The organism is Pseudomonas sp. FG29, assembly GCF_057809355.1.
Genome location: NZ_JBMDJU010000009.1, coordinates 87000 through 102885 on the forward strand (window position 1 = coordinate 87000; position 15886 = coordinate 102885).

The 15886-nt window shown below is 62.0% G+C and carries 15 protein-coding genes; 7 read left to right on the top strand and 8 right to left on the bottom strand.

What is annotated here, in order from left to right; genetic code table 11:
- The first annotated feature begins 38 nt into the window (after positions 1-38).
- Positions 39-815: a ferredoxin--NADP reductase gene (locus ACODS1_RS11945; protein ID WP_489085819.1), complete on the top strand. Its 777-nt coding sequence runs from the start codon at positions 39-41 to the stop codon at positions 813-815.
- Here ACODS1_RS11945 and ACODS1_RS11950 read toward each other — a convergent pair whose 3' ends face one another.
- Positions 816-1841, bottom strand: a complete 1026-nt coding sequence (locus tag ACODS1_RS11950; protein ID WP_489085820.1) for a CNNM domain-containing protein — start codon at positions 1839-1841, stop codon at positions 816-818.
- A gap of 124 nt (positions 1842-1965) precedes the next feature.
- The gene (mscL, locus tag ACODS1_RS11955; protein WP_322979647.1) at positions 1966-2379 is read right to left on the bottom strand and encodes a large-conductance mechanosensitive channel protein MscL; all 414 of its coding nucleotides are present in this window, start codon (positions 2377-2379) and stop codon (positions 1966-1968) included.
- Positions 2380-2524: 145 nt separating this feature from the next.
- Here mscL and ACODS1_RS11960 point away from each other — a divergent pair, with 145 nt between their 5' ends.
- Positions 2525-2767: an HP1242/YdcH family protein gene (locus ACODS1_RS11960; RefSeq protein ID WP_322979646.1), complete on the top strand. Its 243-nt coding sequence runs from the start codon at positions 2525-2527 to the stop codon at positions 2765-2767.
- 72 nt (positions 2768-2839) lie between these two features.
- A complete protein-coding gene (locus ACODS1_RS11965) occupies positions 2840-3118 on the top strand; it encodes an HP1242/YdcH family protein (protein WP_322979645.1) in 279 nt (92 codons plus the stop codon).
- A gap of 15 nt (positions 3119-3133) precedes the next feature.
- Here the strand turns inward: ACODS1_RS11965 and ACODS1_RS11970 are convergent, their stop codons facing one another.
- Positions 3134-3628, bottom strand: coding sequence for a GNAT family N-acetyltransferase (locus ACODS1_RS11970; protein WP_322979644.1), 495 nt, complete (start codon positions 3626-3628; stop codon positions 3134-3136).
- Positions 3629-3717: 89 nt separating this feature from the next.
- On the opposite strand from ACODS1_RS11970, the gene radA reads away from it, so the two are divergent.
- Together radA and ACODS1_RS11980 are read left to right on the top strand one after the other, a co-directional pair.
- Positions 3718-5076 carry a DNA repair protein RadA gene (gene radA / locus ACODS1_RS11975; protein WP_322979643.1) on the top strand — a complete coding sequence of 453 codons (1359 nt, stop codon included), beginning with the start codon at positions 3718-3720 and terminating at the stop codon, positions 5074-5076.
- A 183-nt stretch (positions 5077-5259) separates the two neighbouring features.
- Entirely contained in the window at positions 5260-5412 is a 153-nt protein-coding gene (locus ACODS1_RS11980) for a hypothetical protein (protein ID WP_489085821.1), read from the top strand.
- Positions 5413-5667: 255 nt separating this feature from the next.
- Here ACODS1_RS11980 and ACODS1_RS11985 read toward each other — a convergent pair whose 3' ends face one another.
- Positions 5668-6042 (bottom strand): PilZ domain-containing protein, encoded by a 375-nt coding sequence (locus ACODS1_RS11985; protein WP_489085822.1) that lies wholly within the window; start codon positions 6040-6042, stop codon positions 5668-5670.
- A gap of 217 nt (positions 6043-6259) precedes the next feature.
- Between ACODS1_RS11985 and ACODS1_RS11990 the strand changes: the two genes are divergently transcribed.
- The gene (locus ACODS1_RS11990; protein ID WP_489085823.1) at positions 6260-6766 is read left to right on the top strand and encodes a DUF3015 domain-containing protein; all 507 of its coding nucleotides are present in this window, start codon (positions 6260-6262) and stop codon (positions 6764-6766) included.
- A gap of 61 nt (positions 6767-6827) precedes the next feature.
- Here ACODS1_RS11990 and glyA read toward each other — a convergent pair whose 3' ends face one another.
- The 3 genes from glyA to ACODS1_RS12005 form a co-directional block, all read right to left on the bottom strand.
- Complete coding sequence (gene glyA, locus ACODS1_RS11995; protein ID WP_489085824.1) at positions 6828-8081, bottom strand: serine hydroxymethyltransferase; 1254 nt, start codon at positions 8079-8081, stop codon at positions 6828-6830.
- A gap of 83 nt (positions 8082-8164) precedes the next feature.
- A complete protein-coding gene (locus tag ACODS1_RS12000) occupies positions 8165-9286 on the bottom strand; it encodes a hypothetical protein (RefSeq protein WP_489085825.1) in 1122 nt (373 codons plus the stop codon).
- 24 nt (positions 9287-9310) lie between these two features.
- Positions 9311-13531 (bottom strand): EAL domain-containing protein, encoded by a 4221-nt coding sequence (locus ACODS1_RS12005; protein WP_489085826.1) that lies wholly within the window; start codon positions 13529-13531, stop codon positions 9311-9313.
- Positions 13532-13819: 288 nt separating this feature from the next.
- Between ACODS1_RS12005 and ettA the strand changes: the two genes are divergently transcribed.
- Positions 13820-15487 (top strand): energy-dependent translational throttle protein EttA, encoded by a 1668-nt coding sequence (gene ettA, locus ACODS1_RS12010; protein ID WP_489085827.1) that lies wholly within the window; start codon positions 13820-13822, stop codon positions 15485-15487.
- A 63-nt stretch (positions 15488-15550) separates the two neighbouring features.
- On the opposite strand, the gene ACODS1_RS12015 is transcribed toward ettA, so the two are convergent.
- Complete coding sequence (locus ACODS1_RS12015; RefSeq protein ID WP_322982123.1) at positions 15551-15883, bottom strand: PilZ domain-containing protein; 333 nt, start codon at positions 15881-15883, stop codon at positions 15551-15553.
- Between the last annotated feature and the right edge of the window lie 3 nt (positions 15884-15886).

The window sequence follows — 15886 nt, forward strand, 5'->3', positions numbered from 1 at the left end:
GCGCCAGACTGGGCAGGTATTCAATGAAGGAGGCGATTATGACCGTCAGCGGCGACAACTTCACCCGTCAGGCCTTGCTCGACGTGCAGACGCTGACGCCCAGTTTGTTCACCCTGCGTACCACGCGGGATGCGGGGTTTCGCTTTCGTGCCGGGCAGTTCGTTCGCCTGGGCGTGGAAAAAGCCGATGCCAGCGTGGTCTGGCGCCCCTATTCGCTGGTGTCCGCGCCGCATGACGAGTTTCTCGAGTTCTTCTCCATCGTGGTGCCGGGCGGCGAATTCACCAGCGAGCTAAGCCGCCTGCGGGTTGGCGACAGCCTGCTGGTGGAAAAGCTGGCCACCGGCTTCCTGACCCTGGATCGCTTCGTCGATGGCCGCGACCTGTGGCTGCTGGGCAGTGGCACCGGCATCGCGCCGTTTTTGTCGATCCTGCAGGACTTCGAGGTATGGCAGCGCTTCGAGCGCATCGTGCTGGTGTACAGCGCGCGCACTAGCGCCGAGCTGGCCTATCAGCCGCTGATCAGAAGCTTCGCCGAGTTGGAGCACCTGGCTGAGTTCGCGCACAAGCTCATCTACCTGCCGGTGGTTACCCGCGAACAGGCGCCGGGCTGCCTGGCTGCGCGGATCACCGACTTGCTCGACAATGGCGAGCTGGAGCGTGCCGCCGGGCTGGAACTGACGCCCGAGCAGTCGCGGGTGATGATCTGCGGCAATCCGCAGATGATCGACGACATTCGTCAGCGTCTCAAGGCGCGCAGCCTCAACCTGAGCCTGACCCGTAGGCCGGGCCAGGTGGCGGTGGAAAACTACTGGTGATCAGTCTTCGCGGATGGCCTTGATGCGGTGCTCCCAGCGGCGCTTGGCGAAGCGGCGCATGTTGGGGATATCGTCGGTCTCGTCGAGGATCGGCTTGCCGATGATGGTTTCCATGATGTCTTCCAGCGTCACCAGGCCTCGCCAACTGCCGAACTCGTCGTACACCAGGCACATGTGCTGACGTTCCTGCATCAGCAGGGTCATCAGGTTCTCCACGTTCATGCTTTCCGGCACGACCTTGAGCGGCTTCATGATCTGGGTGATCGGTTCGCCATCGTTCTCGGCGGCCAGGGCGTCATAGCGGAACACCACGCCCAGCGGCGATTCATCCTCGCCAATCACCGGGTAGCGGGAGAACTGGCTCTCGCGGGCACGGGCCTTGAACGTGGCGATGGACTCATCCGGCGCGGCGGATTCGCAGACGATGCGCGGCGTCATGATGTCGCGCAGGCGAATCTCGTGCAGGTCGAGGATGTTGCTGATCACCCGCTGTTCGTCTTCGTCGAGCTTGCCCACTTCACGGCCAAGCAGGGTCAACGCCTTGATCTCCTGGCGAATGTCGTGCTCAGGCTCCTTGCCGCCAAACAGGCGCATGATCAGATCCGACATCACGATGAACGGCTTGAGCAGCAGGATCATCCCCCGCAGCAGGCCCGGCAGGAAGGGCGCCAGGGCGCGCCAGTAACGGGCACCGATGGTCTTCGGCAGAATCTCCGAAAGCACCAGAATCAACAGGGTCATGACCGCCGAGGCGATACCCAGGTAACCGTCACCGAAGACAATCGCCACCTGCGCGCCAACGCCCGTCGCACCAACGGTATGCGCCACGGTATTGAGGGTCAGGATAGCCGCCAGGGGCTGGTCGATCTTGTCTTTGAGCTCTTTCAGTCGCTCGTACAGCTGAGGTTTTTCGGCCTTCTGCTGTGCGATGTAACTGGGCGTGAGGGAGAGCAGGGCGGCTTCGAGGATGGAGCAGATGAACGAAACCAGGATGGAAAGGACAGCGAACGCTATCAGGAGTGTCATGTAGGGGGGTAGGTAGCCAAGGGCTGACCAATTTAACGAAAAACACGTCAGTACAGTTCAGCAAGCTGCAACAAATCGTGTCTCGCGCCGGCGGAGCCCCTGCAGGCTCCACTGGCCGTTACGCTTATTCCTTGCCTTGCTGCGCCTTGAGCAGGTCGCGAATTTCGCTGAGCAGTTGCTGATCCTTGGTCGGCGCGGGCGGTGCTGCAGGGGCGGCTTCTTCCTCACGCTTGAGCCTGTTCAAGCCCTTGATGCCCATGAAGATGGCGAAGGCGATGATGGTGAAGTCGACGACTGTCTGGATGAATTTGCCATAGGCCAGCACCACGGCGGGGCTATCGCCTTCGGCCGCCTTGAGCACGATGGCTAGGTCGGAGAAGTCGACACCGCCGATCAGAATGCCCAGCGGCGGCATCACCACATCGCCGACGAAGGACGAGACGATCTTGCCGAAGGCCGCGCCGATGATGATGCCCACGGCCATGTCGACCACGTTGCCTTTGACCGCGAAGGCCTTGAATTCGCTGAGAATGCTCATACTTGCTCCCTAGGGTGATGGTGTTCCAAGAGTGTAGGTTGTGATTCAGCCCCAGTCGGCGGCCAAAGACAATCCCGACGCGCAGGCGGCAAGCCTCCGTGCATCGGCTAGGCTCAAGGAAGTCACCGAAATCGGAGGGTTGTCCATGCCGCTCGAACATCACCCGTTGTCCCGAGAATTTCCCCAGCAACTGGAGGCGCTGCGCAGCCTGTTGCAGCACGATGCTCACTTCGTACGCCTGGCCGCCGAGTACGAGGCGCTGGACAAGCGGGTCTACGAGATCGAGGACGGTCGTGCGGCTGCCGACGATCTGTTGCTGCAGGGGCTCAAGTTGCAGCGGGTAGCCCTCAAGGACGAGATTGCCGCGCTGTTGCAGCAGGTTCGCTGAGCTTGATCCTGATCAACGGTGGCAGGGACGCGTGCAGCTAGGCTGGCTTCATTCTCACTCAGGAGTCTTGCCATGCACGTCGAACACCATCCGCTGGTTCATGATTTCCCCGAACTTCGTCAGGAACTGCAGCGCCTGCGTCAGCAGGACGCGCAGTTTTCCCGTCAGGCCGATGAGTACGAGGCGCTGGACAAGCGCATCTGCCGCATCGAGGACGGCGTCGAATTGCTCGACGACGTGACGCTACAGGCGCTGAAACTGAGCCGTGTCGCGCTCAAGGATGATCTGGCCCGGCAACTCAAGCGTGCCGGCGGGCAATGCTGCGGCTGCGGCAATGGCTGCAAGGGCTAAGCCTCCAGCCTTGCTTCAATGTACGGGCGGGTTGATCAGGTAAGTGAGCAGTCCGTCCGCTTCATCTTCTGTCCAGACCGCCCGCGGCGGTCTCGGCCAGTCGCTCAGTAGCTGTTGCCAGAACGCGCGGGCCGTTTCGTCCTGGCGGTAGAAGCGCAGCAGCCAGGGTTGAGCATCGCCCATCACCTGTTGCGCCACCGCGCGGCCGATGCCCAGGCGACGGTATTTCTTCAAGACGAACAGATCGGCGAACTCCGGCGCATCGATGCCTGGCAGCTCGCTGTGCTCGATCAACAGGAAGCCGGCGATGAAGCCATCGGCGAGGATCAACTGCGCGCTCCAGCCCGGCGCCTGCCAGTAGCGCTGCAGGTGCGGTTGGTGGATATAGAAGCGACCATCCGTCTCCACGTCCTCCTGCTCCCAGTCGGAGCTTTCATAGGCATAGAACTGGTAGAGATTGGCGATCAGCGGCAGTTGCTCGGCGGTCGTAGGCAGCAGTTCGATCTGCATGGCGTGTCCTGAATGGGGCATCGGTCTGTAAATTTATCCAGTTGTTCGGTATCGTGCCAGCCTTCGTTACAGCGGCAGGATCGAGCGCAATGGCCAAGGCAAAACGCATGTACGGCTGCACCGAGTGCGGTGCCACCTTTCCCAAATGGGCAGGGCAATGTGGCGAGTGCGGCGCCTGGAACACCTTGGTGGAAACCGTGGTCGAGGGTGCTACGCCCAGCGGTCGCACCGGTTGGGCGGGTGACAAGGCCAATATCAAGACGTTGGCCGAGGTCAGCGTCGAGGAGATTCCGCGCTTCTCCACCGCCTCCGGTGAGCTGGATCGGGTGCTCGGTGGCGGCCTGGTCGATGGCTCGGTGGTGCTGATCGGCGGTGACCCTGGGATCGGTAAGTCGACCATCCTCCTGCAGACCCTGTGCAACGTCGCCCAGCGCTTCCCGGCGTTGTATGTCACCGGCGAGGAATCGCAGCAGCAGGTGGCCATGCGTGCGCGTCGCCTGGATCTGCCGCAGGACAAGCTCAAGGTGATGACCGAGACCTGCATCGAGTCGATCATCGCCACTGCCCGTCAGGAAAAGCCCAAGGTCATGGTGATCGACTCGATCCAGACCATTTTCACTGAGCAATTGCAGTCGGCCCCTGGCGGCGTTGCCCAGGTGCGCGAGAGTGCAGCGCTGCTGGTGCGTTTCGCCAAGCAGAGCGGCACGGCGATCTTCCTTGTCGGCCATGTCACCAAGGAGGGCGCGCTGGCTGGCCCGCGTGTGCTCGAGCACATGGTCGACACCGTGCTGTATTTCGAGGGCGAGTCCGACGGCCGCCTGCGCCTGCTGCGGGCGGTGAAGAACCGCTTCGGTGCGGTCAACGAGCTGGGTGTATTCGGCATGACCGACAAGGGCCTCAAGGAAGTGTCCAACCCCTCGGCGATCTTCCTCAATCGCGCCCAGGAAGCGGTGCCCGGCAGTGTGGTGATGGCCACTTGGGAAGGCTCGCGGCCGATGCTGGTGGAGGTGCAGGCACTGGTCGACACCAGCCATCTGGGCAACCCGCGCCGCGTCACCCTGGGCCTGGATCAGAACCGCCTGGCCATGCTCCTGGCGGTGTTGCACCGCCACGGCGGGATCCCGACCTATGACCAGGACGTATTCCTCAACGTGGTTGGCGGCGTGAAGGTGCTGGAAACGGCGTCCGACCTGGCGCTGATGGCGGCGGTGATCTCCAGCCTGCGCAACCGGCCACTGCAGCACGACTTGCTGGTGTTCGGTGAGATCGGCCTGTCTGGCGAAATCCGCCCCGTGCCGAGCGGTCAGGAGCGTCTGAAGGAGGCAGCCAAGCACGGCTTCAAGCGAGCCATCGTGCCCAAGGGCAATGCGCCGAAGGAGGCTCCGCCGGGGTTGCAGGTCATCCCGGTAACGCGCCTCGAGCAGGCGCTGGATGCGCTGTTCGAATAAAGAAAGTCGCGGCTAAAGCCCCTCCCACAGCAGACTCCGGGTATCTGTGGGAGGGGCTTTAGCCGCGATCTCGCCATGCGGCGTTCTGCCGCGACCCGGCCCGGGTGGAAATTGACCCGAATCAATAGATAGCAGGCTATCGGCGCGCAGCATGAAGGCGTATCCACACGAGGAGACACCATCATGTTCCTGTTCTTCGACTTCTTTTCCCGGGCCTTCAATTTCGACGCCAAGGCTGTCGATTCGCACGATGCCGCATTGCGCGAGCAGCAGCGCATTCAGGCACGCCGCCAGCGCCGTCAAGCCGCAGAGGTTGCGTGCGCGCGTCAGCATTGATACCGGTGTTTGGGCGGGCGGTGCGGCAGCGCATTTGGGCGTCCCGCCGCGAGCCAGGTGAGGCGGCATTCTCAGTACTAGTCGCCTTCACCGGACAGGTTTTCTTCCCTCTGGCAGCGCGTGCGGTTCATACGTGGTCACGCTGAACCGGCGCCTACCTTTCTGCATACAAAGCGTATGGCAGGCGTTGCCGCTCGTTCGCCATCGCTGCTGACAAGCCCTTGCCAGGCCGACAACCTGCAGTTGTCGCCGGTGTTACAGCGGGCCTTTGCCCAGTTCCGCCAGCTCCCGTTCCAGCAGTTCCTCATCGCCGAGATTGAGTTCGATCAGGCGGCGCAGATGGCTGATGGAGTCCAGGTCGATATGTCGGCAAACGAAGCCCAGATAGCCATCCTGAGTACGTGCCAGTACCGCCTCCATACGTACCTGAGCTTCGCCGCCCAGTTCGACCAGGGTATCGAAAGGCTGTTCCGGGTCGCCGTCCCAGCCAGCGGGCATCTCGATCAGCAAACCCTTCAGCGAAAGATCCTGCAGGGTGGCCGTCCAGCGCCGCTCGCCCTGGGCGATGACGGTGGGGGCGTCGAAGGCGATGCGCTGGAAGCGCCGACGCTCGTTGGCGGTATCGGTCATGGATCAAGCTCCTGAAGGGTTTCTCACACTATAGTCAACAGCACGGTGCTGCGTGGCCTCGGTCGCCTCACTTGGCATCCTGGCCCAGGCGCTATCGACATAGCGCTTGGCTGCCTGACTATTGGTCGGTTAGGTAGGCGGAAGTTTGACAGTTCGCCAAGTGTCACCAAAGCTCCTTATGCTGTTTTTATTACTCGATATTGCGGAGTGACAGATTATGAGCAAGCGAATGCTGAGCAAGGGGTTGGTCTTCGGGGTGTTGAGCATGGCCAGTCTGGGGGCCTTTGCCGATGCAGCCGGTGGTAACGGTTGTGGTTGGGGCAACATGCTGTTCGAAGGGCAGCGTGGCATGGCGCCACACTTCCTGGCCACCACCACCAACGGTACCTCGGGTAACGCCACCTTCGGTATGACCTCCGGCACCAACGGTTGCGACACCAGCGGCGCGCTGGGTTACAACGGTCGCTCCATGCTGGCGATGAACGGCATGCTCGATTCCATCGCCGAGGACATGGCGCTCGGTCAGGGCGAAGCACTGGATGCTTACGCCACCCTGCTCGGTGTCGAGGCCAAGGATCGTGCGCACTTCGCCAAGGTCACCCACGACAACTTCGGCAGCATCTTCAGCCAAGCCGACGCCACCAGCGAGCAGGTGCTGGCCGCTACCCTCGACGTGATGAGTCGTGACGCGCAACTGGCGCGCTATGTGAAACAACCGGCCTGAGGCAAATCCCAAGCAAAAAGAAGCCCGCCAATTGGCGGGCTTCTTCGTTTCAGGCTGAGCCTTAGTTGCCGTAAACCGGGAACTGGGCGCACAGGGCTTTGACCTGCTCACGCACGCGGCCTTCGACTTCATCGTTGCCGATGTTCGCCAGTACGTCGCAGATCCAGCCTGCCAGTTGACGGCACTCGTCTTCCTTGAAGCCACGAGTGGTCACGGCCGGGGTGCCGATACGCAGGCCAGAGGTGACGAACGGCGAACGCGGGTCGTTCGGTACGCTGTTCTTGTTGACGGTGATGAAGGCGCGACCCAGGGCTGCGTCGGCATCCTTACCGGTGATGTCCTGCTTGATCAGCGAGAGCAGGAACAGGTGGTTCTGGGTACCACCGGAAACCACGTCGTAGCCATTGTCGATGAACACCTGGGCCATGGTCTGGGCGTTCTTGATCACCTGCGCCTGGTAAGCCTTGAACTCAGGCTGCAGGGCTTCCTTGAAGCACACGGCCTTGGCGGCGATGACGTGCTCCAGCGGGCCGCCCTGGCCGCCCGGGAATACGGCGGAGTTGAACTTCTTCTCCAGCTCTTCGTTCTTGCGCGCCAGGATCAGGCCGCCGCGCGGGCCGCGCAGGGTCTTGTGGGTGGTGGTGGTGACCACGTCGGCGAACGGTACCGGGTTCGGGTACAGACCGGCGGCGACCAGGCCGGCCACGTGGGCCATGTCGACGAACAGGTAGGCACCGACCTTGTCAGCGATGGCGCGGAAACGCGGGAAGTCCAGCACCTGCGAGTAGGCGCTGAAGCCGGCGATGATCATCTTCGGCTTGTGCTCGACGGCCAGGCGCTCGACTTCGTCGTAGTCGATCAGACCCTGGTCGTTGATGCCGTACTGTACGGCGTTGTAGATCTTGCCGGAGAAGCTGACGCTGGCACCGTGGGTCAGGTGGCCGCCGTGGGCCAGGCTCATGCCCAGTACGGTATCGCCGGCGTTGAGCAGGGCCATATACACGGCGCTGTTGGCCTGGCTGCCGGAGTGTGGCTGGACGTTGGCGTAGTCGGCGCCGAACAGTTCCTTGGCGCGGTCGATGGCGAGTTGCTCGACCACGTCGACGTACTCGCAGCCACCGTAGTAACGCTTGCCCGGATACCCTTCGGCGTACTTGTTGGTCAGCACGCTGCCCTGGGCTTCCATCACTGCCGGGCTGGTGTAGTTTTCCGAGGCGATCAGCTCGATGTGCTCTTCCTGGCGCAGTGCTTCCTGCTCCATCGCGGTAAAGAGTTCGGCGTCATAACGAGCGAGGGTCAAATCACGGCTGAACATGGCGTTCCCCTGAAATCAGCTGGGCGGATGAAAAGAGCGGCGGATTCTACCGCAAAGGTCGCATTCAGGCATATGAAGGTCGCTCATGGAGCTGGCAAATGGCACTCAAGGATTTCTTTGTTGAAGCTCTTGAGTAGCTGGTGCCGAGCTTTTGAACGCCAGGAGCGCCACAGCGCGAAGAGGATGCACGCACCTGACAGGCTATACCCCAATAACCAACCGTCAAAGCTATCACCTCTTACAGCCAATAAATTAAACCCGGCGAATAGCAGTAGAGGTATTAATGGCAGTGCGATGTTGTAAGGTTCCAGCGACATATTGACCCATAGGGTGAATGCGTCACGGTCTGGCCAGTGGGTGAGCCGGTTATCTATGTAGGCGGGCGCTATATGAAGATGGCCAGGGCTATTGTCTACATAAAGTACGACAGGGATTGATGTGTTCAAGTCTCTTCTGTGTTGTACGAGAAGTACATGGCCACAGCGATAGCACTGTAGGTCGCTTTTGAAGGGTAGGGTTAAACGTTCTATGGTAGTTAGCAAAATAAGGCGGCCCCAGCGTTTTGCGGGAAATATGTCCGAATGCAGGCTTGGCAGTATCAGTGCCAAGCCTATTAGCAACGGCAAAACGGCGAACATACTTGCCCCGACATAGGCGAAAAGGCCCATGCACAACCCCATGATAACTGTGCCTGCAAGTATCCTTTCATCTAAATGGGGCTCTCGGTGCCTGCCCGCAGGGTCATGAATCTGCTCATCCGCAGCCGTCAATTTTCGATAGGTTGGAAGGTTGGATAGTGCCTGCCACTCTGCAAAAATGTCGTATTTCAGTCCGTTGAGTGCTGCGCTCTCAAAAGACAAAAGCCATGCCTGATTAGCATAAACCAATAACTCAGCATTCATTGTTCCGGCAAAGCTTAGTAGGCTGTGAAGTCGCTGTGGTGCGTGAAACTCCATGCCGCCGTAGGTGATGTTGCTGGAATAGATTTTGGCTTTTTTCCAACGCTGATATTCCGTCGGAAGATCCGCAGTGCTAGAGGTGCCGTAACGGCTGTAGAGTCGAAGATAACTGATCTCTAAGTTAATGGTGGTTCTAATGCGGGTGGCTTGTCTCCAGCATGCTGGATATAAAATTGGATAGTTAGCTTCCAGCGCAGCTAGATCCGACTCGTTGAGCTCTGTCGAGTGCATGTTGTATTCGTCCATGAAAGATTGGCTATGCTAAGGCCATTAGTTCACTAGCGTCGCCCCCATGAGCTGCTCGCTGAGTTTTTGCGCCGACATCGGCCGACCGAGCAGGTAGCCCTGCACTTCGTCGCAGCCGTGTTCGCGCAGGAACTCCAGTTGCGCCTGGCTCTCGACGCCTTCGGCGATCACCATCATGTTCAGGCTGTGGGCCATGGCGATGATGGCGCGGGCGATCTGCGCATCCTGTTCGCCATCCGGCAGACCGTCGACGAAGCTGCGGTCGATTTTCAGGATGTCGATGGGGAACTGCTTGAGGTAGTTCAGCGACGAGTAGCCGGTGCCGAAGTCGTCCACCGCGATGCACAGGCCGAGGCGTTTCAGGTCGTTGAGCATCTGCATGGCGCTGCCGACATCGCGCATCAGGATGCTTTCGGTCAGTTCCACTTCCAGGCAGGCTGGCGGCAGGCCGGTGCGTTCGACGATGACGGCGATGCGGCTTTCCAGATCGCCTTCGGCGAACTGGCGGGCGGACAGGTTGACCGACACCTTGGGGATGCGAATCTTTTCTTCGTGCCAGGCCTTGAGCTGGCTGCAGGCCTCTTCCAGTACCCACTCGCCGACCTGCACCACCAGGCCGAGCTCTTCCAGCACGGGGATGAATTCGTCCGGCGGCACCAGGCCGCGAGTCGGGTGGTTCCAGCGCAGCAGCGCCTCGACGCCCGTCAGGCGGTGGCCATCACTGGAGTATTGCGGCTGATAGTGGAGGACGAACTGGCCTTGTTCCTGGGCATGGCGCAGGTCGCTTTCCAGCTCCAGGCGTTCCAGGGCGCTGGCGTTCATCTCCGCCTGGTAGAACTGGAAGTTGTTCTTGCCGCGCTCCTTGGCGTGGTACATCGCGGTGTCGGCGTTCTTCATCAGTTGGCTCAGCTCATTGCCATCCTGCGGGGCAAGGGCGATACCGATACTGGCGGTGACGAAGAATTCGCGCCCCTCGAGCACGAAGGGGCGGGCGAGGCTGGCGAGAATCTGTTCGGAAACGCTGATGGCGCGGTTCAGGGCGCCTTCACGGGTGGCGCGCGGTTGCAGCAGCAGGGTGAACTCGTCGCCGCCCATGCGCGCCACGGTATCGTCACCGTCGACGCAGGCCGACAGGCGCACGGCCACGTCCTTGAGCATCCGGTCGCCGGCGGCGTGGCCGAGCGAATCATTGATCGGTTTGAAGCGGTCGAGGTCGAGGAACATCAGCACCACCCATTCGTCATGCCGCTCAGCATGCTGCAGGGCGCTGTGCAGGCGATCCTGGAACAGGGTGCGGTTGGGCAGGTGAGTGAGAGCGTCGTAGTAGGCCAGGCGGTGGATGCGTTGCTCGCTGGCCTTGCGCTCGCTGATGTCGCTGAAGAAGCACACGTAGCTGACCAGGTCACCTTCCTCGTCCTGCACGGCGGTGATGCCGACCCAGGCCGGGAAGTTCTCGCCGTCGCGGCGTTTGAGCCAGACCTCGCCCTCCCAGGAGCCACGCTGATTGAGCTGGCCGAGGATGTACTGCACGTGCGAAGCCTGCTGCCGATCGGCGGTGAGCATGCCTGGCAACTGATCCAGTACCTGGCCGGCGGAATAGCCACTGATACGACTGAAGGCCTTGTTGACCTGGACGATGTAGCCGGCCGGGTCGGTGACCAGAATCGCCGCGCTGGAGTGCTCGAATACGGTGGCGGCCATGCGCAGGTCTTTCTCGGCGCGGCGCTGCTGGCTGATGTCGCGGCCGACACCGAGGATGCCTTCGAAGCGGCCATTCTCGTCCCACATCAGCACCAGGCGCAGCTCCACGGGGATCTTGTGGCCGTCTGCACGCAGGCAATCGAAGACGAACAGTTGATCCGGCAGTTCCTCGCGTAGGCGGTCGAGGCGGGAGCGTTCGTCCAGGGCATCGCGAATGCGCTCGAGCAGCAGATTGAGCCCGCTCAGTTGATGCGGGTTGGCGGCCAGGTTCTGGAAGCCGTTGCTCATCATCCAGTCGACCGTATAGCCCAGCACCGGCTCTACCGAGGGGCTGACGTAATTGATCTTCAGGCTGTTGTCGGTGGAGAAGATGACGTCGCTGATGCTTTCGGCCAGCAGGCGGTAGCGCTGTTCGCTGTCGCGCAGCGACTGGTTCTGTTCGATCTGCTCGGTGATGTCCTTGGCCACGCCGATCAGGCGGCTGACCCGTCCTTGGGCGTCACGCGCCAGGGCCTGCTCGCGGATGCTGAACCAGCGCCACTGACCGTCGCGATGGCGCCAGCGCAGCACGGACTCGAGCAGCATGCCGTCGCCGACGACCTTCTGCAGATTGCGGATGCGCCAGTAATAGTCGCTGTCATCGGGGTGCAGCACTTCCACCCAGAAGTCATCGTCCATGGCCTTGAGTTCGTCGCGGCTGTAACCCAGCTTGAGCCCCAGGCTGTGGTTGCTGAACAGCACGCGCTTGTTCTGCATGTCGTGTACGTAGAGCAGATCGGGTACCGAGCGCACCACTTCCGACCAGAAGCGCTCGCGTTCGATCAGCGACAGCTCGATGCGCTTGCGGCTGGTGATGTCGCTGATGCTCAGCGTCACCGCCTGGTAATCCTGAATCATCTCCGGCAGGCGCAGTACCAGCCAGACGTGACGGCGCAAGCCCTGGCGGGTGACGAGTTGGGTTTCCAGCTCGACCAGGTTGGGGCCTTCCACCACGGCGACCGCGAGCTTGAAGCGCAGATCCTCGGCTTCGATGGCGCCGCAATCGAACAGCTGTTCCCAGGCCTGTTCGGTGCTGCTGGCGCCGAGCAGGTTGAGCGCCACCTGGTTGGCTTCGGTGATGTGCAGTTGTTGCCGCAATTGCTCGTGATGCTCCGGGTCGGCTTGCAGCCAGCGTTGCAGGCCGGCGGAGTCACGCACGCGCTGTTGCAGCAGGAAGCTGCGCAGCTCGGACAGATCGAGTACGCAGAGCGCGACGCCAGTACCCTCGAAGATGTCCTGGTAGCGTCGGCGGGTTTCCTGCAGCACGCGCATGGCCTGCTGTTCATCGGTGACGTCGCGTAGCACCCAGACATAGCCGCCATGATGGGCGCCTTCGCTGATGTCGCTGCGGGTCACGGCGAACAGGCGGGTGCGCCCCTGGGTTTCCAGGCGCACCAGCTCGGGGCCGAGGTCGCTCGCCAGGTGAGGGCTGTTGAGCAGCAGCGGGTCGAGATCCGGCAGCAAGTCGAGTAGATGACGATCCCAGACTGCCTGGCCGTCCAGTCCGAACAACGCCTCGGCCTGCGGGTTCAGATAACGCAGCGCGCCATCGGCCTGCGTGACCAGAATGCATTCCTCCACCGCACCCAAGGCGCTGGCGGCCTGGCGCAGTGAGCGCCGCGACTCGGCGTTGAGACGTTGCAGGCTGCGCCGCTCGCGTTGCAGGCCATGCAGCGCCAGCAGTGTCAGCAGGCTGAGCAGGCCGAACAGGAGGAATTTGCCGGCCAGCACCGGCATCAACTGATTGCTCGCGCGTGAACTGTCGAACAGCGCGCGCAGTTGCCACTCACTGCCGTCGAGGGGGAACAGGCGGATACTGCTGGCATGTTCTTCTGCCGTGACCGGTTCAAGCGCCTGGGCCGGTACCGTGGCGCCATCGGAACGCAAGATCACCCGGCGGCTGGTGCTGTCTTCGAGCAGCCAGCGGTATTCGCCTTGCTGCTGTTCCTGCAGCCAGTTGCGTACGGCGCTGGTGCTCATGCGCAGCACCGCGAGGCCGCCGTCTGGCTGATGCAGCGCAAGATAGAGCAGGCCACCGTCGCGTGGGCTCATCGCGTAGCGGTAGGCGGCGTTGCCGTTGCGCAGCAGCAGGCTGCGGACGAAGGGCAGGTCGCCGCTGCCTGCGTTGCTTTCGCTCAGCAACTGGCCTTCCGCGTCCAGGCGGACAACGCTATCGAGACTGGAAAAGAGGCTGCGCAGAGCGCTGATCTGATCGGCCTGCACCGGCAGGGTCAGGGGCTCGTTCGGTCGGCCCTGAAGAATCGCCTGCCCCGCCTGGGCCTTCAGGCGCATGCTCAGGCTCAGATGCCGGGCGAGCTGGTCGGCGTAGGTCTGGCTCAAACGTCGCTGGTTGTCCAGCAACTGATGGTGTTCCTGCATCAACTGCCAGGCGAGCAGGCCGAGCATGGCCAGCACCAGCACGATCAGGGCGCGTCTGAGCGACTCGCGACGCCTCGGTTGCGGTTCTCCTGGCGGCGGTGAAGGCAATGTGGAAGACGTCGGCACGTAGGGTGAACCTGCTGCTTGCAGCTGTCTGGGCGATGCTTGATGGGCGTGCTGGCACGCCAGCCGGCTAGCATGCCCTTAAATGTGGCGAAGTGCCAGTGAAGTCGACGAGCGACGGTTTGCCCTGCCTGCCGCATTCCGGTAGCTTTGCGCCGCACACGTCATGATCCGCTGTTGCATCTCCTGCATGGCATCAGGTGGCACTTGCCCGGGTAGCGGCTAAGGTATCTGCACAGCGCGCGGCGTGCGCACCGTCTTCATTCTACTTATTCATCAAGTCAGGTTCTCATGGCTCAGTACGTCTACAGCATGCATCGGGTCAGCAAGGTCGTCCCGCCGAAGCGTGAAATTCTCAAGGACATCTCTCTGTCGTTCTTCCCGGGCGCCAAGATCGGCGTGCTGGGTCTCAACGGTGCCGGTAAGTCGACCCTGCTGCGCATCATGGCCGGCGTCGACACCGAGATCGACGGCGAAGCCCGCCCGATGCCGGGCATCAAGGTCGGCTACCTGCCGCAGGAGCCGCAGCTCGACCCGAGCAAGACCGTGCGCGATATCGTTGAGGAAGCGGTAGGCGAGATCAAGCAGGCTCAGGCGCGCCTCGACGAGGTGTACGCCGCCTACGCCGAGCCGGACGCCGACTTCGATGCGCTGGCTGCCGAGCAGGCCAAGCTGGAAGCCATCCTGCAGGCCGCCGATGGTCACAACCTGGAGCGCCAGCTGGACGTCGCCGCCGATGCCCTGCGCCTGCCGGCCTGGGACGCCAAGATCGAACACCTGTCCGGTGGCGAGAAGCGCCGTGTGGCGCTGTGCCGGCTGCTGCTGTCGGCGCCCGACATGCTGCTGCTGGACGAACCGACCAACCACCTGGACGCCGATTCGGTGGCCTGGCTGGAGCGCTTCCTGCACGACTTCCCCGGCACCGTGGTTGCGATTACCCACGACCGTTACTTCCTCGACAACGTTGCCGGCTGGATTCTCGAACTCGACCGCGGCCATGGTATCCCCTACGAGGGCAACTACTCCGGTTGGCTGGAATCCAAGGCCAACCGCCTGGCCCAGGAAGCCAAGGCCGAGGCGTCGCATGCCAAGGCGATGAAGGCCGAACTGGAATGGGTGCGTCAGGGCGCCAAGGCGCGTCAGTCGAAATCCAAGGCACGTCTGCAGCGCTTCGAGGAAATGCAGTCGCAGGAATTCCAGAAGCGCAGCGAGACCAACGAGATCTACATCCCGGCTGGCCCGCGTCTGGGCGACAAGGTCATCGACTTCGTCAACGTCTCGAAGTCCTTCGGCGACCGCGTGCTGATCGACGACCTGTCCTTCAGCATCCCGAAAGGCGCCATCGTCGGCGTGATCGGCGGTAACGGTGCCGGTAAGTCCACACTGCTGCGCATGATCACCGGCAAGGAGCAACCGGACTCGGGCACCATCGAGATCGGCGAAACCGTGCAGATCGCCAGCGTCGAGCAGAGCCGCGACCAGCTCGAGGGCAACAAGACCGTGTGGGAGCAGATTTCCGACGGTTTCGACATGATCAAGGTCGGCAACTACGAGGTACCGTCGCGCGGTTATGTCGGCCGCTTCAACTTCAAAGGCGCCGACCAGCAGAAGTTCGTCAAGGATCTCTCCGGTGGTGAGCGCGGTCGTCTGCACATGGCGCTGACTCTGAAGCAGGGCGGCAACGTGCTGCTGCTCGACGAACCGTCCAACGACCTCGACGTGGAAACCCTGCGTGCGCTGGAAGAAGCGCTGCTGGACTTCCCCGGCGCCGCCATCGTGATTTCCCACGATCGCTGGTTCCTCGACCGTATCGCCACGCACATCCTCTCCTACGAGGACGATGGCAAGGTCAACTTCTTCGAGGGCAACTACACCGAGTTCGAAGCCGACCGCAAGAAACGCCTGGGCGATGCCGCAGCGCAGCCGCACCGCGTGCGTTACAAGAAGCTGGCGCAGTAAGCGTCCGCCAATGAAAAACGGAGCCTGTGGGCTCCGTTTTCATTTTCAGGGGTAGCGTTTGCTTCACAGCCTGGCCAGTAACTTCTCCAGTGCGACGGCCTGATCCTCGGCCAGATCGATGATGTGAAAGCCCGCCCAGCAGTGTTGATCGTCGGCACCCGGGCGGCTCCACAGACAATCGGCGCCCAGCCTCACTTCGGCGATCTCCTGCGTGCCGTTGCTGCACACCAGGCGGCACTGCAGCACGGCGTCAGCGGTTTGCGGCGTGTCGCTGAACAGCATGAAACCATCGGCAGACAGGTCGACGATGCGGCCCAGGCGCTGGCCCGTATTGAGATCGAAGACTTCCAGCTGCAGCTCGGTGCCGTGGCGGCTGTGCTGACGACGCTCTTCCATGAA